This window comes from Sulfitobacter sp. D7 (assembly GCF_003611275.1).
In the GTDB taxonomy this organism is placed as follows: Bacteria; Pseudomonadota; Alphaproteobacteria; order Rhodobacterales; family Rhodobacteraceae; genus Sulfitobacter; species Sulfitobacter profundi.
In genome coordinates, this window is the sequence record NZ_CP020696.1 from 41,005 (window position 1) to 59,250 (window position 18,246).

Annotated in this window: 20 protein-coding genes and 1 pseudogene; 7 read left to right on the forward strand and 14 right to left on the reverse strand. The window is 57.9% G+C overall.

Annotated features, from left to right (window positions below; genetic code table 11):
• Positions 1 to 15 precede the first annotated feature (15 nt).
• From B5M07_RS17620 to B5M07_RS17665, 10 genes are all read right to left on the reverse strand, one after another.
• Entirely contained in the window at positions 16 to 825 is an 810-nt protein-coding gene (locus B5M07_RS17620) for a type IV secretion system protein (protein ID WP_120352541.1), read from the reverse strand.
• Positions 825 to 1,979 carry a lytic transglycosylase domain-containing protein gene (locus tag B5M07_RS17625; protein ID WP_240791657.1) on the reverse strand — a complete coding sequence of 385 codons (1,155 nt, stop codon included), beginning with the start codon at positions 1,977 to 1,979 and terminating at the stop codon, positions 825 to 827. Before B5M07_RS17625 ends, B5M07_RS17620 begins: the two co-directional genes overlap by 1 nt.
• On the reverse strand, positions 1,969 to 2,136 hold the full coding sequence (locus B5M07_RS19520; RefSeq protein WP_162931912.1) for a hypothetical protein: 168 nt from the start codon (positions 2,134 to 2,136) through the stop codon (positions 1,969 to 1,971). The genes B5M07_RS17625 and B5M07_RS19520 overlap by 11 nt, the downstream gene beginning before the upstream one ends.
• The gene (locus B5M07_RS17630) at positions 2,133 to 4,508 is read right to left on the reverse strand and encodes a type IV secretion system DNA-binding domain-containing protein (protein WP_120352490.1); all 2,376 of its coding nucleotides are present in this window, start codon (positions 4,506 to 4,508) and stop codon (positions 2,133 to 2,135) included. The genes B5M07_RS19520 and B5M07_RS17630 overlap by 4 nt, the downstream gene beginning before the upstream one ends.
• Positions 4,498 to 4,776 carry a type IV secretion system protein VirB3 gene (locus B5M07_RS17635; protein ID WP_025042451.1) on the reverse strand — a complete coding sequence of 93 codons (279 nt, stop codon included), beginning with the start codon at positions 4,774 to 4,776 and terminating at the stop codon, positions 4,498 to 4,500. Before B5M07_RS17635 ends, B5M07_RS17630 begins: the two co-directional genes overlap by 11 nt.
• The gene (locus B5M07_RS17640; RefSeq protein ID WP_120352542.1) at positions 4,769 to 5,089 is read right to left on the reverse strand and encodes a TrbC/VirB2 family protein; all 321 of its coding nucleotides are present in this window, start codon (positions 5,087 to 5,089) and stop codon (positions 4,769 to 4,771) included. The genes B5M07_RS17635 and B5M07_RS17640 overlap by 8 nt, the downstream gene beginning before the upstream one ends.
• Positions 5,090 to 5,160: 71 nt before the next feature.
• Positions 5,161 to 5,781, reverse strand: coding sequence for a lytic transglycosylase domain-containing protein (locus tag B5M07_RS17645; RefSeq protein WP_120352544.1), 621 nt, complete (start codon positions 5,779 to 5,781; stop codon positions 5,161 to 5,163).
• A gap of 43 nt (positions 5,782 to 5,824) precedes the next feature.
• Entirely contained in the window at positions 5,825 to 6,193 is a 369-nt protein-coding gene (locus B5M07_RS17650; RefSeq protein WP_120352491.1) for a hypothetical protein, read from the reverse strand.
• A 566-nt stretch (positions 6,194 to 6,759) separates the two neighbouring features.
• A complete protein-coding gene (locus B5M07_RS17660) occupies positions 6,760 to 7,767 on the reverse strand; it encodes an alpha/beta hydrolase family protein (protein ID WP_120352492.1) in 1,008 nt (335 codons plus the stop codon).
• Positions 7,757 to 9,403, reverse strand: coding sequence for an RcgA family putative transporter (locus B5M07_RS17665; RefSeq protein ID WP_120352493.1), 1,647 nt, complete (start codon positions 9,401 to 9,403; stop codon positions 7,757 to 7,759). The genes B5M07_RS17660 and B5M07_RS17665 overlap by 11 nt, the downstream gene beginning before the upstream one ends.
• 164 nt (positions 9,404 to 9,567) lie before the next feature.
• On the opposite strand from B5M07_RS17665, the gene B5M07_RS17670 reads away from it, so the two are divergent.
• Positions 9,568 to 9,843: a hypothetical protein gene (locus B5M07_RS17670; protein ID WP_132446209.1), complete on the forward strand. Its 276-nt coding sequence runs from the start codon at positions 9,568 to 9,570 to the stop codon at positions 9,841 to 9,843.
• A 99-nt stretch (positions 9,844 to 9,942) separates the two neighbouring features.
• Positions 9,943 to 10,692, forward strand: a complete 750-nt coding sequence (locus B5M07_RS17675; protein WP_419723612.1) for a hypothetical protein — start codon at positions 9,943 to 9,945, stop codon at positions 10,690 to 10,692.
• A gap of 84 nt (positions 10,693 to 10,776) precedes the next feature.
• Here the strand turns inward: B5M07_RS17675 and rpsU are convergent, their stop codons facing one another.
• Together rpsU and B5M07_RS17685 are read right to left on the reverse strand one after the other, a co-directional pair.
• A complete protein-coding gene (rpsU, locus tag B5M07_RS17680) occupies positions 10,777 to 10,983 on the reverse strand; it encodes a 30S ribosomal protein S21 (protein WP_120352546.1) in 207 nt (68 codons plus the stop codon).
• 116 nt (positions 10,984 to 11,099) lie between these two features.
• A complete protein-coding gene (locus B5M07_RS17685) occupies positions 11,100 to 11,846 on the reverse strand; it encodes a class I SAM-dependent methyltransferase (protein ID WP_120352495.1) in 747 nt (248 codons plus the stop codon).
• A 125-nt stretch (positions 11,847 to 11,971) separates the two neighbouring features.
• Here B5M07_RS17685 and B5M07_RS17690 point away from each other — a divergent pair, with 125 nt between their 5' ends.
• The 3 genes from B5M07_RS17690 to B5M07_RS17700 are packed head-to-tail and all read left to right on the forward strand — an operon-like array spanning position 11,972 to position 14,959.
• Positions 11,972 to 13,090 (forward strand): ABC transporter substrate-binding protein, encoded by a 1,119-nt coding sequence (locus B5M07_RS17690; RefSeq protein ID WP_120352547.1) that lies wholly within the window; start codon positions 11,972 to 11,974, stop codon positions 13,088 to 13,090.
• Between the two features lie 43 nt (positions 13,091 to 13,133).
• On the forward strand, positions 13,134 to 14,195 hold the full coding sequence (locus B5M07_RS17695; RefSeq protein WP_120352496.1) for a FecCD family ABC transporter permease: 1,062 nt from the start codon (positions 13,134 to 13,136) through the stop codon (positions 14,193 to 14,195).
• The gene (locus tag B5M07_RS17700; RefSeq protein ID WP_120352497.1) at positions 14,189 to 14,959 is read left to right on the forward strand and encodes an ABC transporter ATP-binding protein; all 771 of its coding nucleotides are present in this window, start codon (positions 14,189 to 14,191) and stop codon (positions 14,957 to 14,959) included. Before B5M07_RS17695 ends, B5M07_RS17700 begins: the two co-directional genes overlap by 7 nt.
• A gap of 258 nt (positions 14,960 to 15,217) precedes the next feature.
• Here the strand turns inward: B5M07_RS17700 and B5M07_RS17705 are convergent.
• A pseudogene (locus B5M07_RS17705) lies at positions 15,218 to 15,307 on the reverse strand (integrase core domain-containing protein); the annotation flags it as partial.
• Between the two features lie 170 nt (positions 15,308 to 15,477).
• On the opposite strand from B5M07_RS17705, the gene B5M07_RS17710 reads away from it, so the two are divergent.
• Entirely contained in the window at positions 15,478 to 15,828 is a 351-nt protein-coding gene (locus tag B5M07_RS17710) for an H-NS histone family protein (RefSeq protein ID WP_120352498.1), read from the forward strand.
• A 300-nt stretch (positions 15,829 to 16,128) separates the two neighbouring features.
• On the opposite strand, the gene B5M07_RS17715 is transcribed toward B5M07_RS17710, so the two are convergent.
• Positions 16,129 to 17,379: an IS256 family transposase gene (locus B5M07_RS17715; RefSeq protein WP_120350724.1), complete on the reverse strand. Its 1,251-nt coding sequence runs from the start codon at positions 17,377 to 17,379 to the stop codon at positions 16,129 to 16,131.
• 310 nt (positions 17,380 to 17,689) lie between these two features.
• Here B5M07_RS17715 and B5M07_RS17720 point away from each other — a divergent pair, with 310 nt between their 5' ends.
• On the forward strand, positions 17,690 to 18,187 hold the full coding sequence (locus B5M07_RS17720) for an MgtC/SapB family protein (protein ID WP_206054330.1): 498 nt from the start codon (positions 17,690 to 17,692) through the stop codon (positions 18,185 to 18,187).
• Positions 18,188 to 18,246 lie beyond the last annotated feature (59 nt).

The following is an 18,246-nucleotide window of genomic DNA, read 5'->3' on the forward strand; positions in this document are numbered from 1 at the left end:
GTCATGCCCCCACGATTAGTCTGCCCGGAGGTCCGGCAAGGTGAAATCCATGAAGCGCTGCTCTTCGGCGATGGTGGCGGCATCGATCACGCCGCCGGTGCCATCGCCCACGGTCTGGATGGCTTCGAGTTGCCACATGGCGACCAGCGCAATGGCGAGCTCCGCGGTCACGCGCGTGTTGAGATCGATGCTTTCCTTGAGTTCGTCCATGTCGTCGATGAGCCCGACAAGGCGGTCTACCCGCTCGAGCGATTGGCCGGCATCCTCATAGCTGTTCTGGGCGGCGGCTGAGACGAGCGCGCCGGTGGTGGCCTGCGTCGCCACGCGGTTGGCCCCGGGATTGCCGCTTGCGGCCATTTCCGAGAGGGTGTCTTCGTCAAAGCCGAGGTCGGCCAGCACCCGGTCCATCTGGGTTTCGATCTCGCCTGCGCCGGAGCCGGACAGGCCGGAGAAATCCCCCGTCTTGATCGCCTCAATCGTGGCGAGGATGTCCCCGAACTCCTGGTCGAGTAGGCCATTGAGTTCGTCTTCCATCTCGGTGCGGATGATTTCTGGAAGCTCGGCGAGGCGGGTGAGGGCCTCGTAGGTTCTTTGCAGCTCCGCGAGTTGGTCCGTGAGCGTGGCAAGCTGTTCGCGGAGCTGCGTCAGCTGCTCGTTCTGCAGGATCTCGTCCTCGATCATCTGCCGGAGCTGCTGGATATTTTGCGTGATGTTCTGGGTGTCGACGACGGGCACGCCTTGCGCGAGGGCAGGGGATAGGGCGTCCAGATGCAGGCCAATCCCAAGCGTTGTGGCCAAGGCCGTCCTCAAGAGCAGATGTCCCATCATTCAATCTCCCTGATCGTAAAATCCATGAACGCGCCTTCGGCCATGCGGGCGCTGGCCTGGGCCAACTCCTCGGCAGAAAGGACGCGGGTGCGTGCCGCCTGAAGCCGGATGCGTGCAGCGACGAGGCGCACGAGTTCGGCGCGGGCATAGGTGTTGAGTGCGATGCTTTCCTGCACGTCTTCAGTCTCGGAAATCCGTTCGACGATGTCGGAAATGCGCAGGGCGGCTTGGCGGATCGCGGCTGGTGAGTTGCTGCCATAAAAGGCCGCCCCATGACCCGTGAGCGAGAGGTTGGCATTGGCGAGAAGCGCCGGATCGATCGTGCCAAGCGCATCGATCCCGCCGATACGGGTCAAATAGTGGTTATAGCGTTCGGGAATGACCTGAACGTAATGCTGGGTTTCGGCAAAGGGCGGCACGCCACCATATTCGAACACTCGGCCCGGCCCCGCGTTATAGGCCGCGAGCGCGTTGATGATGTTGCCATCGAAGGTGTTGAGCTGGGTCGCGAGATACCGCGCGCCGCCATGCACCTGCAGGTAAGGGCTGTCGTAGTATTCCGGGTTGATACCAAGATCGCTGGCGGTGCCGGGCATGATCTGGGTGAGGCCAAAGGCCCCGACCGGCGAACGCGCGCCGATGGTGAAGCGGCTTTCCTGCCAGATCAGCGCTTGTAGCAACGCGCGCCACTGGACGGGCGAGAGCCCTGCGCGGCCAACACCCGCAAAGCCGCTGGTTTCCTGGGCGACGCGGATGATGAGCTGCTCGATGTTCTCGGCGGCGTCGCCGAACATCTGCGCACCGCCGGGATTGGGGTCGATGTCGGCATTGCCATAGACCGCCTCGACTGACCGGGCCGGATCCCCGCTGCCGCTTTCCAGCCCCGAGACCATAGCCGGTAAGCCCTGACCGCCGAAGCTGGTATGGGCATCAAGGATGCGTTGCAGGGTTTCCAGCTGCTCCCGGTCGATCTCGGCAATGAGTTCGCGCACGGCAAGCTTGTCCGCCTGAACGGCCAAGTCAGCCTCGCGGTCGCCGGTCTCGACGATGTCTCGCGCGGTCAGCCCACTGTCGTTGGTCGGCACGCCTTGGGCGAAGCCGAGACCGGGCAGCAGGCAAAACGCGAGGATATGAGGCAGGCTAGACTTCAATGTCGCCCTCCGGGGTGCCAAGGGGCGTGAAGTCACAATCAGGCGCGACGGGTGCCGTGGACGCAAGGAAGGTGAAGCAATTCGCCTGCGGCTCCCGGTACTGGGTGCAGGAGGCCAGTGCGCCGAGCGCGGTGAGAAGAAACAGGGTACGGATCATGAAAGCCTCCAGAAGTCCGAGCGGTCGCGGTAATCGGCGCCGACAAGCGCTTCGCCCTTTTCCATGCCGCCAAGGATGGTGAGATTGGGCCCAAGGGCGCTCAGATCGGCATCGACGACAATGGAGCCCTGATCGTCGCGGATCAGTGCGAGGCGGCTGTTGCTGCCCGTGTTGAGAAGGACGTCGAGTTCCTTCTCCGTGAGGTTCAGCATGGCGTAATCCGCAGGCTGCGCGCGGATATTGGGCAGCAGGATCTGTGTCGGAACGGCTTCGACGATGGTCTTGCCGGTCCGGGTGCGCTCGAGCTGGCTGGCGTATTGCGTCATCATCACGGCGACGGTGTTCTGCTTGCGCGCGGTCACCAGCCAGTTCGACAGCCGTTCGGCGAAATACGCGTTATCGAGGGCCTTCCAGGCCTCGTCGATCACGATGATGGTGGGGTGGCGATCCTCGATCTCACGTTCGACCCGGCGGAAAAGATAGGAGAGAACCGCCATCCGCTCCTTGTCGGCCTCGCTGTCGAGAATGCCGGTCAGATCGAAGCCCACCACATCGCCTTTGAGCGAGAACGTGTCCTCAAGGCTCTGCCCGAAGATCCAGCCATAGCGGCCGTCTTCGGTCCACTCGAGCAGGCGCTGGTGCAGATCGCCGCCATCATCGGTGGACACAAAAAACGACGCAAAATCCCGCCAGTTCCGCAGGGCCGGATTGGTGGCCTGGGCATTCTGGCGCACGACCTCCTGGATGCGATTGGTCTGCGCCGGGGTCAGGGGCTTGTCAGCGCGGTAGAGCAAGGTGGCAAGCCAGTCCGAGAGCCAGGCGGTGCCGCGGGCATCGGTCTCTGTCCAGAGCGGGTTGAGGCCCGTGGGCTGACCGGCGTTCAGGGACGCGTAGCGCCCGCCATTGGCGCGGACCGCCATCTCCATACCAAGACGGTAATCGAAGACGAAGACCCGGGCGCCCGCGCGACGGGCCTGGGTCATCAAGAAGGCCGAAAGCACAGACTTACCTGACCCGGGCCGCCCCATGATCAGGGTATGGCCGCTGGTGGGTTCTTTATCGGGCGAGCCTTGCTCGTGATAGGAAAACCGGTAGGCGCTCTGCTCCGGCGTGGGCAAATATGTGACGACCCGGCCCCAGGGGGTAAGTGCTGCAGGTTTGCCGAGCTGTGTCCGGTGGAAGGCCGCAAAATCCGCGAAGTTGCGGTTGGTGACGGCGCTGGCGCGGACGCGCTTTGACTGGTTGCCGGGGTGCTGGCTGAGGTAATGCGCCTTGGCCGCGACCCGCTCGCCAATCATCTTCACGCCTTCGGTTGCGGCGGCGTTCACGATTTCGGCGCTGAGCGTCTGCAGCTCTTCGAGCGTGTCGCAAAAGAGCGTCACGACCATGTGATGCTCGCCGAAGCTTTGGCGCTTGGCCTCGAGATCATCGGCGGCGATGTCGAGGGCTTCCAGGAGCGACAGGGCTGCGTCCTGGCTGGCCTGCATCTGGCGCTTTTGCCGCTTGATGCGGCCCGCCATGAGGTTCGAATTGATCGGCGTGAAGGAGTGCGTCACGATCATGTCGACCGGCAGGTTCAGCATGTCGAACATGGTGCAGGAGGTGCCTTCCGAGTATTCTCCGATGGTGAAGCTCTTGCCGTAGCGATGGCCCACGACGCCTTCGGAAAGCTCGAAATGGTCTCCGTGAAACGTCACGCGGGTATTGGCGACGTTGACGGACAAAAAGCCGTAGGTGTTTGCAGGGTAGAGCGGCAGCTCGGTGCCTGTGTTCAGCGCGCCCAGAAACCCCACCAACTCCCCCGATGCAGCCGACAGGAGGCGCGGTTTGAGTTCTGCGAGGCCGGACAGGAAGACGTTCACGGCCTCACCGAGGCGCTGGAGACGCTTGCGGGTCTCTTCCTTCAGCCGGTCCGGCGCGCTGCGGCCGAGATGCGGCAGGAGGCTTTTCGGGGGCGGGCGGTGAATGACGGTGAGCGTCAGGGTCTTGTCGCGCAGCTCGCTGGTCTCGAATTTCGCGCGCCAGCGCCGGTCCACCTCGCCCGCGAAGCTGTCCTCACGGATGGGGTCGAGATCAGGTTTGATGGCCTTGGAGACCTTGTGGACGTAATAGCTGAATTCTGGCCCGAGTTGCGCGACGATGCGAGCAAAAAGCGCCGTCACCTTGTCGAGATAGGCATCGTCCGTCGTGTAGCTGTTGATCCCCTCAAGGCGAATGCAGCGGAAGAGTTCGTTCACCCGGGTCCGCACGGTCTGGTCGTCGACGAGGCTCACATAGGGCAGCATATGCGCAAGCCGGGTCTCGCGCGCATACCAGTCTGGCGTCATTGTGCGGGCATCGAGCGCAGCATCACGGGCGTCATCACGGGGCATAGCTGTCCCCGCCATGGATGGACCTGTTGCGCGTGGGCGGTGTCTCCTGCAGGGCTGTCATCATCACGTCGATGAAACGCGGGTCCCAATCTGCGGCCTTCCAAAGCACCGGGTAGAGAAGGGCCGCGACAGCCAGTACCGCGATGTGCTGGACCCAGACGAACAAGAGCACCGAACCGAAGAGCCAGACCATCGCATACATGATGGGCAGGCCCAGAAGCTTGGGCGGGCGCACGAGGCCGAGGAAGAGAGGCGCGCGCTCAGCCACCGGCGAAGACCGCGGCAACGATGGTGGGGGCAGCCGCAACACCGGCGATCCCGACGAGGACCCAGAGCGCCTGGCGCAGATCGATGATGTTGAAGAACCAGCTCAAGAAAACGCCGAGGACCGCTAGTGTGGCGATGACCACACCAAGAGGTCCGGTCAGCGCATCGACAATGCCCTGCAACAAGCTTTGGATCGGGGAGAGGTCGATGCTCTGTGCTAGGGCGGGCTCGGCAATCACCAGAAATAGCGCCAGCGAGGCGACAAAGAGGTTTGAAAACCAACTTGTTTGGAAAAAGTTGTATCGCCAATGCACTGCCGCGCTGCGTGCTCTCGTGACATTGCCGATAAGTGTTTTGAGGAATGATTTCCAAAAAGGTTGGGACATCATGAATTTGATCCTTCCAATCGGGCGGCCACCGCCATCACGCGGGCCACATGGTTCTGGGTTTCTCGGTAGGGGGGAATGCCGCCATATTGGCGCACGGCGTCGGGTCCGGCGTTGTAAGCGGCCAGCGCCAGGCGCGGATCGCCGAACGTCTCGAGCATCATCGCGAGGTAGCGGGCGGAACCGTCGAGGTTCTGCATCGGGTCCTCCGGATTGACGTCGAGATCACGCGCGGTTGCTGGCATCAGTTGACCCAGACCAATGGCGCCCGCGGTTGAGATCGCATCCTGCCGGTAGGCGCTCTCAACCTCGATGTTGGCCCGGTAGAGAGCCAGCCAATCCCTCACGGAGAGCTCCGCGCGGCGCAAACCAGGATGATTGGCATAGCGCAGGGCCGTTGCCTCGATGCCTAAGAGAACGTCCGCGCGGGGCAGGGGTGCTGGCTGGGCGAGTGCCGCAAGCTGCAGCGCGTCAGGTTTGGGCGCTGCTTCCGTCTCACCAAGAATGGCCAAACCATCGGACGCCGATCCCTGACCAACGCCGTCATTGTAGTTCCGGGCAAAACCGCTCTGAGACCGCGACGGGGTCAGAGAGCCGTCGCCCTCCATGACCAGAACGATTTGCGCTGAGGCTGGCGCGGCGACCAGCCAGAGACAGACGAACTTAGTTGCCAGCGCCCTTGTCTGATGGGGCTTTGTCTGGCGGGGCGAGTTTATGCGTACGGCTTGTACCCGCCTCAAGGGGCAGGTCGACATGCGCAAAGCCAAGGCCAATGAAGAATGACACCACGCCAGAGATCGTTTTGAACTCACGGATCTTGATATCGTTGTAGGTCGTCCGCGTGCGGGCGGTGACGAGGAGCTTTTCCACCCCGTCATCAGAGGCAACACGCATGATCCAGACCCCGTAATAGCTGGGGCCTTTCTTGTGTGCCGACTCCTGGCACAGGATTTCTGCGCTATAGCCGCTTTCCACGAGCTCGCGGAACCTAGCTTCCGTAACCACATTTGGTGCTTCTATGTCCCAGTTCATGGCCCGGCTCACGCTTTCTCTAAAGACGCAACACCCGGGCACTCCTACTTGATGCCTAGGGTTACGATAGTATACTGATGACCGCAATAGTATATTATAATTTTCGCGGTATACGTTGATCTGATACCTTTAGGCACGTAACATGCACTCGTTCAAGGATTTAAGCGGCTTTTGCTACCTTCGGTTGCGCATCCTACCTTTGATGCGCACATTCGTTCTGCTGTCGCTCGTCGGTTGTCCGGCGCTCGCCGGTCCATGCATCCCCCCGCCTCGGCCATTTGTTCCAAGAGATCCGAAGGTTGCCACGGAATTTATGGACATCCTCCGTCATGACTTCGAACTCTACTTCCGTGACGTACAGGTTATTTTCGCTGCCTCGACGAGGAGCGTGCTCGCGCCTTCGAGGAAGCGCGCGAAGTCAGCGAGGAATATGGGCGCTTCTTGGGCTCGCTTCACCGATAACTTCGGGGCGAAACTTTTGGTCCGAGTCGCGCGGGTTCCGAATTCGATAACTGGACTACGAGCGAAATTCAGCCGAGACCCGTTCGAGCCCCGTCGTCAGCGGCTTAGGGGTCGGGTTTCAACAAGCGAGCCACGCTTCGGCCGGCCGACACAATGTAGGGCGGCATGGACAGCGAATAGTGGCCGCAATTTAGTTCCAATATGCTGGGCTCGGCTCCGGCGTCCTTAAGCCCTTGTATCAGCCGTTCAGAAAGCTCCGGCAGCACCACCTTGTCTCGTTTGGCCAATACCACATTTAATTCGAGATTGTCCCGCGCAAGATGATGCGCATGGTTCACCAAGTTTAGTGGTCCCCAAGCCCTTCTGAGGTCCCCCAATTCGATCACGGGTTGAAGGCTCTCGCAAATCGTTCGCGTTGCGCGCCCGGTCCACACCATGTCAGCAAGACTTCCGGCCGTCAGGAATAGCGCAGCTTTTGAAACAGTTTTGTCATGGGCGGCAATCAACCCGGCAACCCAGGAACCCAGACTCATTCCGAGTACAGAAATCTCTTTATAACCTTGCCCCTTCAGCCATCTAATGAGCTTTCGGCCATCCCATACCGCCTGTCTCACGGATTGAACCGTCCGTCCGAGATTCGGGCTTAGCATGTAGTCGGCATAAACGGCGCCGGGACGGCTACGTTCGAAGTGATACGGCAGTGCTATCTCGACAACCGTAATCCCGCGCCGGGCGAAAAAGTTGGCGATCTGTTGATACCGCGCGCTTGCATTCCAATGGTGAAACACAATCAATGCTTGGTCGAATGACCTGCTTTCTGTTACTTTCGCCCAGACGACATTGTTCTCTGCGACGTCAGTAGAAATTCCTGAAGGAAACTTGACCCACTCTCCTTCGCGTTCGACGACCAAGTCGTTGTTATCTGGTTCATCGAAATAGGTTGGGTCCTCAACAGCCTGTTCTGCAAGTTTACAAAAGGCCTCGATACCTGCCGGACGCCCGGAGCCAGGGAAGGCAAGTTCAGTGTCCAGAGCGAAGTCGGTCGGCCTCTTTACTTCGTCCCCGCGCTCTGCTCGTCGCTCATCCCAATGGTCAAGCCAGCTATGATACACTTTGTTTGTCTCCTTGGTTAGTCGCCCGCCAGGTATCGATGCTTGGATAAATCAGGCCGTAGATTGCAGACAGCAGCCCGATGCACAGCAAGATCGAGAAACCGGCGACCGCACCGATCAGCACGTAGACGATGACCAGCAGGGCGACGCGCGCCAACATGATTCTAAATTCTCTCTGATTTCGACCATGTCCAATGTGCCCTTGCTGACGCAAGGCGGCGTGGACTCGAATGAGCCCATAGAGAAACACAGTGCAGGTCGCCAATACGATCAGCAGGCTGCTATAGTTTGTCGGCATGCTGTATTCGAGCCAGTCGCTTGCCTTCTCATGATTTCCCAAGACTGACAGGAAATCGTTAGCCAACCAACCCGTTATGGTCGATTCACTTGATAGCATAAAAGTGCTTTGGAGCTTCATGCATATGGCAATCAAGAGTCCTAAAATACAGCACCGAAAAATCCCACGCATGATTTTGAGACCGACTTGATTAGGCTGACATTGATATTCTCCATCTACCCACGATTCAGACTTTCGTCCAAGTTCCCAAGAATCGTGCGCTATTGTGAAGAGCAAAATGAGTCCTGCAAAGAAGAGAAAAAATACCACACCCATGTAGAGATAGGCGAACCCGGTGAACGCGACCGCCTCCGGTATTGAAATGACGTGCGGGCGCTCAATCGCCATCCGAGCCCATTCCACCGGGTAGTTGCCGGTATCGCGGGTCAGTAATGGGCCTAAACACCTATCGATCCACTGAAGAACCGTAGCTATAGGTAAACAAACAAGAAAGGCCGCCCAATACGTCACCGAAAAGGTCGCGACTTTTCGCACCCACATGTCGTCATTCGCGATTCCTTCACCTTCAGGACTTAACAGTGACCGCCTTGTACCCCTCCAAAAGACCACTAAGTCCCGCACGAATACGAAGTATAGCGGCATGAGCACCATGAAGAGGAGTGTCCAGTTCGGTGCCCATAAGTACCCAACCTGCTTAATCACACCATTCGCCTGCGGAAAAACAATGCTGTGAATGCCCAAAAAGTAAGAGGAAAATCCAAGGGCCACTGCCCCTGCGAACACCGACGCCGACAAATCCAAAGGGGATCCCCGGTTGAACACGGCCTCCGATGTTCTCGCCAAGCTAAATCCCCGCCTCGGCGAGATAACCTCACCTTTGTGCGCCAGCGGTGACGGAACCACGGTATCAACATCGATTGCCGCGTTCTGAACCGTATCTGGAGGACTATGCGCATCGTGGCCGTCTGGCCCCGCACGCAGCGCTCGCCTCCTGGCTACCAATCGTGTCCGGGCCGCACTTAGCTCCGTCTGCCATTCACTGGTCGCCTTCGGATCATCACACCCAAACACCCTTGCTAGCCATCGAATGTTCTCGGTGCTGATTCCTTTCTCGTTGTCTTGGTACCAAAGCTGCACCGTTCGCAGCTCGATCCCGGACCGGTTGGCTTCGATCTGAGTAATTGCGGTGGCAAGTAGCTCGGCTGTCCACGGCCCCAAGGGTATCCCATCTTTGTCAATAGGCCGACCCGCTCCCGCTGCGCTCAACCGTCTGAACAACTCCTTGAAGTCACTTCCGTCATCCAACGGAGGAACGAAGTATTTTCCATTTTTTATCAAGGACGTACCGTTGTTCGTTTCGTTCTATTTCGCTGGCGTTCGCTTCGTATCGTGATTTCGCGGCTCACGACAGTGCAACTACAGGCAGTGTGATTCGATCGCCATCTACTGGGCCAGAGAATGTCTGACGTGATCGAAATCCTGCTTGGTGGTTGGAAACTGGAATGAAGAAAGCGGTGAGACTGTTGAAAGAAGAAGCAGAGCCCATAGCCCGATTGTTTGGAAATGATCGGGAGCGCACGGTTGGATGGGTATACCTGTGGGATTCCTCTGAGTTGTCGGTGCTCTGGCTGGACGAGCAGGTACCTGCCGGTTCTATCGAGCCGCCGCTTCATCCCGAAGTGCTGGCAGAGGCAAAATCGTCGACACCAGTGAAAGTGATCGAGTACCTCGAAGCGCTTTCGAGTGGCGGCGAGCATACCCAAATTAGCAGGCCTTAATAGTCATCGGAGCAGGTCTTTCAAAAATATACTATTGGCGCAATGAATATAAAATATCTAGAGAGACCGTCAACCTGCCAAAACTGTAGGAGAGTATTCATGCCCAAAGCGCTTACTCGTTTCGTCGTCCTTGTCGCTCTTGGCTCCACGTCTTTCTTCGGAACGGCCGAGCGGGTTAGGGCGCAAACCTATCCGATCGATTGCGCGATTCTCCTCTGTCTTTCAGGGGGTTGGCCCGCATCAGTGCCATGCTCACGCGCCCGCGCGGAATTCATTCGAAGAATAACCCCCTGGCCAGTAGAGCCTCCATTGCAGATATGGCGTTGTCCGATGAGAGCATCCCATGAACTCAATGGCACTGGTAAAAATGGCGGCCGTATCTTCGACATTCTGTTCGATAGACCGCGTCATCCGCTGCTCCAGACGATTACCGTTGCCCGATCTCAGGAAGTCGGCCTGTCATCGACGGGCGTGTTCCCGGCGGAAAGGGTTGAAACGGGTGATAAGAGCAGTGACTTTTCTATTACGCTTGGTCAAGAACGCGCCGACATCGACATCAGCGGTCCGGAGTTTAACTTCGTGCGCTCGATACGAATCTTTGATGTGCGGAACGCTCGACAATATGAGGCAGGTAGCGAGGGGGACTGCGAGCGGAGCGCGGTCGTTGTACTTGGAACTTATGGCGTTCAAGGAGACTTCTCTTGGCAGCGTTCATCGATCGGAACCTTGCCGAAAGATCATGTGGGGCTGGAGAGGTGGGGCGATAATTGTCCGAGCATCCGCCACCGTTCGGTATTCGTCGAGTGGCGGGATTACGAGGGCAAATATGGCTACGAGCAGGTCAACTAATGAGCCCAGTCGGGAAAAAGCCATTTGTTTTAGATAGGAACTCACGCCGAAGGGCAATTTTCTGAGTGATGTGTATCGGTAGACCTACATCACGCCTTCACGCTCCAAGCGCTTGCGCGCCGCTTTGCGAGCCCGGCGGATTGCTTCCGCTTGTTGACGAGCTTTCTTCTCAGAAGGCTTCTCGAAGTGCTGCTTGAGCTTCATTTCGCGGAAAACGCCTTCGCGTTGAAGCTTTTTCTTTAAAACCCGAAGAGCCTGATCGACATTATTATCGCGGACACTGACCTGCATATGGATAACACCATTATTCATGAACGAGAAATTACTAGAGAACAGGACCATGCTGGTTGCAAGAGCAATTTGTGTATCGAGATGCCTGTGAGACAAGCGCTCGTCCTTCCCTCCGCTTAAATCTTTGCGCTGATAGCATACCGATGCTCACTGTGACGGATCAAAGACCTGCGCCAGCCGAGCTGTCGTGCCTGTGCGCGATGTATTTTACTAAGATCGGTATCGATGCGAATATCCTTGAAGCCTGCCTCGGCCAACAGGAAAGCAACTTGCTGCGCCCGAGCGCCTTGAGCGAAATGAACTTGCGACAGAATTTCCTGATGACGAGAATCCATGTTCTGGGACCGACGTGGAGAAAGCCGAGCCAGGGTGCGCGCAACCCAGCCACGGGTGACGAAATCACCATCGACCAACAGCAGCTGTCCACCCGGAACCAAAACGCGCTTCCATTCTGCGAAGGCCGCAGCCGGATCGACGAGGGTCCATACAAGGTGGCGGGTTACGAGCACATCGAAACTTGCATTGGGCAGCATGGTACGCTCCGCGTCAGCCTGCATAAAAACTGCGGCCGGAACTTTGGCGCGGGCGCGCTCGAGCATGGGCTCGGACCAATCGAGACCTGTTACCGCATAACCAAGATCGTGGCACAGGCGGGCAATCTCTCCCGTTCCGGACGCCAGATCGAGCAGTCGGCGCCCCGCGGCAGGTCCGAGGTGTTTTTGGACAAGCGCCTGCCAAGCTGCTTGTTCTTCACCTTGCCCAATCTTGTGGCCTGGCTCGGCGTCGAAAGTGGCCGCTCTATCCGACCAGTAGTCGCGGATCTCATCGCGTAGATCACGGTTGCTGCCAAGCGGTTGGGTCATAGGTCTGCTCCAAGACGGGTCGATGACTTCCATGTTAAAGACGACAATTTTTGTCAATATTAAAACTTGACGATTTAAGTCGGAATTAATAGGCGATGGGCCAGTTCAAACATAAAGGTCTCCTGATGTCCCTTCGCTACACCTTGAGCGCCGGTGCGCTGTGTCTTTTCTCCGCTCCTGCCTTTGCAGCCCCGATCACCATAACGGATATTGCAGGGCGAGAAGTCACACTCGAAGCACCTGTGGACCGGGTAATTCTCGGCGAAGGGCGGCAAATTTTCTTTGCGGCCGTATTGGACGGCGAAGACCCATTCGAGCGCGTGGTGGGGTGGCGGGACGATTTCCGTGAGGCCGCGCCCGAGAGCTATGAGGCCTATGCTGAAAAATTCCCCGAGATCGCTGATATTCCGACCTTCGGCGGCTTCAAGGATGGCACATTCGATATTGAACAGGCCGTATCCCTGACCCCTGACGTGATGTTCATGAACCTCGAAGCCAAGGCGGCTACCGATGAGGCAGGCTATGAGGAAAAACTCGCCAAGGTCGGCATCCCTATCGTTTATGTTGATTTCCGCGAAAAGCCGTTTGAACACACCGCGAAGTCGATGGAAATCATCGGTAAATTGTTTGGCGAAGAAGAGCGTGCCGCTGACTTCAACGACTTCTATCAAGAGCAGATCGCCCGTGTCACAGACGTGATCGATGCGCAGAACGATCTGGAGCGTCCTTTGGTATTTGTCGAACGGGCAGGGGGCTACTCCGAGGATTGCTGCATGTCATTCGGCAGCGGCAACTTCGGTCGCATGGTCGAACTGGCGGGTGGGCAAAACATGGCTGCCCCGTTCATCCCCGGGACATTTGGTACGGTGAACGCGGAGCAGGTGATCGCCTCCAACCCCGATCAAATCATAGTCACCGGCGGTAATTGGGAAGCCTACGTCCCCGGTGGCGCATGGGTTGGCGTCGGGCCAGGCTCGGACGAAGCGCAGGCCCGTGCGAAGTTGCAAGCTTTGATGGAGCGTCCCGCCTTTACCGGTGTTAAGGCCGTCGAGGCAGGCGAGGTTCACGCGATTTGGCATCAGTTTTACAATTCGCCCTATAGCTTTGTCGCCGTCCAACGGCTGGCGACATGGTTGCACCCGGAGTTGTTTGCCGACCTCGACGCGGAGGCAACACTTAAGGAACTTCACGAGCGGTTCCTGCCCGTCGACTACCGTCCTGGATATTGGGTTTCACTGAAGTAACCAGGGCGCGCAGCGCAGCCCTCTTGTCGAATAAGGCAGATCAATGACCAGTATCACATCCGACACTACGGCACCCGCGTTCGCCTACCGCGGGCTGGTGACGCGACGTATCTTCATTCTGGCTCTGCTGGCCTGTTTGCTGATACTTTCTGTCGCGGTGGACGTATCACTGGGACCGGCGCGCTATTCGGTGGCAGATGTGCTGCGGACCCTCGTCTCTCCAACCGATGCGGATGTGCAGATGCGGGTCGTCGTTTGGGACATTCGGATGCCGATGGCCATGCTCGCGGTGACGGTCGGGGCAAGCCTGTCGCTTGCCGGGGCGCAGATGCAGACCATCCTGGCGAACCCGTTGGCCAGTCCCTTCACGCTCGGCCTTTCGGCAGCAGCCAGTTTTGGCGCGGCGTTGGCGATGGTGTTGGGGGTCGCACTCTTTCCGGCGGCGATTTCCCTGATGGTGCCGATCAATGCTTTTCTGATGGCGATGGCAGCCGCTTTGCTGATCTTTGGATTGTCCACTCTACGGGGCGTGACGGTCGAAACCATTATCCTTCTGGGCATTGCACTGGTCTTCAGCTTCAATGCGGCCTTGGCGCTGTTGCAATATTTTGCCTCGGAGCAGGCTTTATCTGCTGTGGTCTTCTGGACCATGGGCAGCCTCACCAAAGCCACTTGGGGCAAGGTGGCGGTGACGGCGGTGGTCCTCGCGCTCTGTGTGCCGCTCTTTGCTCGCCGGGCATGGGCCCTGACCGCCATTCGACTGGGTGAAGCGCGCGCGGCGGCAATGGGTGTGCCGGTGCGTCGGCTGAGACTGGAGGCTTTGTTTCTCGTTTCGCTCTTGGCGGCCGTGCCGGTTTCCTTCGTCGGCACGATTGGTTTCATCGGCATTGTCGGTCCACATGTGGCACGGCTTCTCTTGGGTGAAGATCAACGGTTCTTCCTGCCTGGAGCGATGTTAGCTGGCGCGCTGATCCTTTCGGCCACATCTGTGCTCTCGAAGGCCTTGCTGCCCGGCGCTGTCCTGCCCATTGGCATTATCACGGCATTGGTGGGCGTTCCCTTCTTTGCCGCTCTTATTCTGACCAAGGGGCGTAAAGCATGGTGACGCTGCAACTTGAAAACCTCGGTGCGCGCTATGGTCGGCACGAGGTCCTCAGCAAGGCAACAACACCGCCAATTCGAGGAGGCAGCTTGACCGCTCTTGTGGGAGCCAATGCGGCTGGTAAGTCCACGCTGTTTCGGCGCATCGCAGGTCAGATGCGGGGGGCAGGAACTGTGCGCCTCAGCGGTGCAGCCGCGGACGACTTGCGCTACATGCCTCAGGATACGGGGATGAATGCAGCGCTGACGGTCTACGAATCCATCATACTCGCGCTGAAGCAGGGTGGGGGCGGCTGGCGCCTTTCGGCTTCCGAGCTGACGGCCGTGAACGACGTTTTGGCCAGATTGGGCATCACCGCACTTGCTGAGCGGCAGTTGCCGGAACTGTCCGGCGGGCAACGTCAGGTTGTGTCGATCGCACAGACGCTGGTGACGCGGCCACAGGTTATCCTGATGGACGAGCCCACCTCCGCGCTCGACCTTTACCGGCAATACGAGGTATTGGAGGCGTTGCAATCCTATGCCGCTGAAAGCGGAGCTGTGATGATCCTCGCTTTGCATGACCTAAATCAGGTGATGCGGTGCAGCACGACCACCATCGCTTTGGGCGAGGGCAGCATCCTCGCCACCGGTCCGACGCTAGAAGTACTCACACCCGCGATGATCCGCCGCCTCTATGGTATCAACAGCCGCGTTGAGCGCTGCTCGCGAGGCTGCGCAATGATGATCGTCGATGGGCCAGCTAAGAGCCAACCGATCACCGTTTGACGGTGCGCCCGGAAAGAAGTCTCAAAAGAGGCAGTTTTCCTCAACGATACGGATCTTTTCGTCATTGTGCTCGCGGCGGTGGCCGGTATCACAGACCGATAAAAAGGCGGGGGTAACTTCGTACGCGCACATAGGGCCATCGATAAACGATCGAACAGCCCATCAGAAAGACGGGCATTGGTAGATATCCACCGCCCATCCATGAACTTTTGCCTTGGAACGGGTAAGCTCTGTCCCTCGCTGAGGCAGCGTGGCCAGCCGCGCATCGTCCAGAGTGTCGAATATCTCCTCATTCAGCAGCTCATCGCGCAGGCTGCCGTTGAACGACCCGATTGAAGGATTGCCTTGAGCAGGACGGCGCCTACGATCTGGCCCCATGTATGTAACCGGGAAACCTCATATCCAGTGCTATAGCCACTTTGCCCGGAAAAGAGAAATACTGATACCTATGTACTTTAGAGGGTCGACGTTAATGCCTATTGATACATATATGGGGCGTATCTGAAATAGAGGCTGGTATGTTTACGAAAAATGACCTGAAGGCAATGTCGCGAAAAGAGCTCGAGAGGCTTCTGTCTGATGTTAAAAAGGCATTGCAGGCGGCTCGAAACAGAGATCAGCGAGAGGCAAGAAAAGCTGCTACTAAAGCGGCCGCAGAATTTGGATTTTCCTTAGGCGAAATTTCAGAGACGCAACCCTCAGCTCCTGCGCAAAAGCGGGCCAAGATTAAGAAAACTTCGAAGCCCTCAAAACCAATGTATGCCAACCCAGACGATAAGAAACAGACCTGGACAGGTAAGGGCCGACAGCCAAATTGGTTCCGTAGTCAGGTCGAGAGCGGCACTGCACCCGATGCTATGCGTATCTGACCGGTGGAAACCTAGAATTTCAACTATCTCGGGACCGAAAAGTAACTAGACATCCGGGGAGCGAGACTGATGGTTAGCTGCGCATTTCAGATTGGTTTTTCCCTAATGCGCAGCTACCTGCATTTCGACCACCCCGTCTATACCGATAGGCATAAGGTCTCGGGAGAGAAATCCTCCTTCAGCGTCACGTCTACAAGGCGCCTACAGAATGACCTCATTAGGCCTACAGGACAGCTACAGACGGGCCACAACAAGTACCTCTAAAAAGCAGAGATATGGGCAAAAGTTGGTGATGCCTGATCAGGCGGCAGTTTGAAGCTGGCGGATCCCATCGCGGAACTCAACCCCTTGGATGATCTCGGGCAGACGGTTCTGTCCATCGAGTTTGCGCCATTTCTTCTGCGCTGACATCATTAGCTTGAAGGCCATGGCCAACCCGGTCGTGCGGCTGAGGCATCCTTTGGTGCGTTTCGTGCGGTGCCGGACAGTGGCGAAGGTGCTCTCGATCGGGTTTGACGTCCGGATGTGCTTCCAGTGTTCCGCCGGATAGTCGTAGAAGGTCAGCAGCGCATCCCGGTCCTTGACCAGCTTGGTGACCGCCTTGTCCCATTTCACGCCGTAGGTTTCGACGAAGAAATCGAAGGCGACGTTGGCTTCGGCTTTTGTCTCGGCCTGCCAGATGTCGTGCAGATGACCCTTGGCCTTGGCTTGCACAGATTTCGGCATCGCGTTCAGCACGTTCATGGTCTTGTGGACCCAACAGCGTTGCTCCCGCGTCGTGGCGAACACCTCGCGCAGGGCTGTCCAGAACCCCAGGGCACCGTCCCCGATGGCGAGCTTGGGGTCCTGTTTCAGGCCACGCCGCTTGAGATCAAGCAGCACCTCGCGCCAGCTTTGGGTGCTTTCACGGAAGCCATCGGTCATGGCCAGAAGTTCCTTGCGGCCATATTCATCAGCACCCACGATTACCAGAACGCATTGTTTTTCCTCAGCCATTCGCGGCTTGAAGTAGACACCGTCTGCCCAGATGTAGAGAAAGCGCCGCGAGCCAAGATCGCGTTTCTGCCAAGCCTCGTAGTCCTGCCACCAATCGGCTTTCAGGCGCGTGACGGTCTTAGCGGATAGACCCTTGGCATTCGGGCCCAGCAGCGCTTCAAGCGCCTCGGTAAAATCGCCCGTAGACACGCCCTTGAGGTAAAGCCACGGCAGGAGTTCTTCGATAGATTTCGCTTTGCGCAGGTAACGCGGCAGGATGCTGGGCGTGAAGGTGATCTTGTCTTCGTAAGCACCCCGATCCCGAACCCGCGGCACCTTCACGGGCACCGGACCAATGCCGGTCATCACATCGCGTTCCGGTAGGTGACCATGACGGACAAGACGTGCCCGCCCATCCTGAAGCTTTTCATTGGAAAAGGCCGCCATGAGGGTGGCCAGCTCGGCCTGGACCGCCTGTTCGATCAGCTTGCGCGCGCCATCGCGGATGACATCCGTGAACGGATCAGCGCTAAATCCCGATGGATCGGGCAGTTGGGTGATGGTAGACTCTGACATGTGGCATATCCTTTTCTCAGCAGAGAATCGACGGCGTCTGAACACCGCCATGATATGCCGCCCCTCAGGGCATCACCAACTTTCGCACGTTTCTCTAAAAAGCAATCTCGTTAACGGTCTGCTCTGAGCTTTTAGGTGATCATAGAGCTTTTCAGGTCATCGGAGTGCCCGCTCATGTTCCCAAACTTTCTTTGAATACTGAGTGGCGCTTGTAAGGCTGTTACCCTAGCTGATTACTGCGCAGGGTGTTCTGAGGCGCCCTGGTGTTGTTGCACCTCGGCCGAGGTTGCGCTGAATAAGGATTAAACCCGTGTGGCAAGAAGTCTGGGCAACCATCATCAACGAATTTTCCGATATTCCCGATTTGTCCACCATGACGCGTATAACGCTGCGTTTGGTATTGGCCGCGTTTTTGGGCGGGCTGCTTGGCTATGAACGAGAACTCAAAGCGCGAAGCGCCGGGGTGCGCACCCATATGCTGGTGGCTGTTGGGGCGGCACTCTTCGTGATCGGCCCATTACAGAGTGGCATGCCCACTCCAGACATGTCACGGGTTCTGCAAGGTATCATTCAGGGTATTGGCTTTTTAGGGGCAGGAGCGATCATTATACGCGCAGCAGAACAAAAGGTCCAAGGGCTGACGACTGCTGCAAACATTTGGGCTACCGCTGGGATTGGTATCGTCGCGGGGCTCGGTCTCGAGGCAACTGCGGTCCTAGCGACGGTGATCGTGCTGATCATCCTCGCCGTTATCCCGCGCATCCTACCATCTTCTGCTATTCACAGCGGGGTCCAAGAAGGACGGTAACCCTGTTAACGTTCGGCTTTGCCATGCTCGGTGGGCTAATGCTCCAAAGGACAGTACCC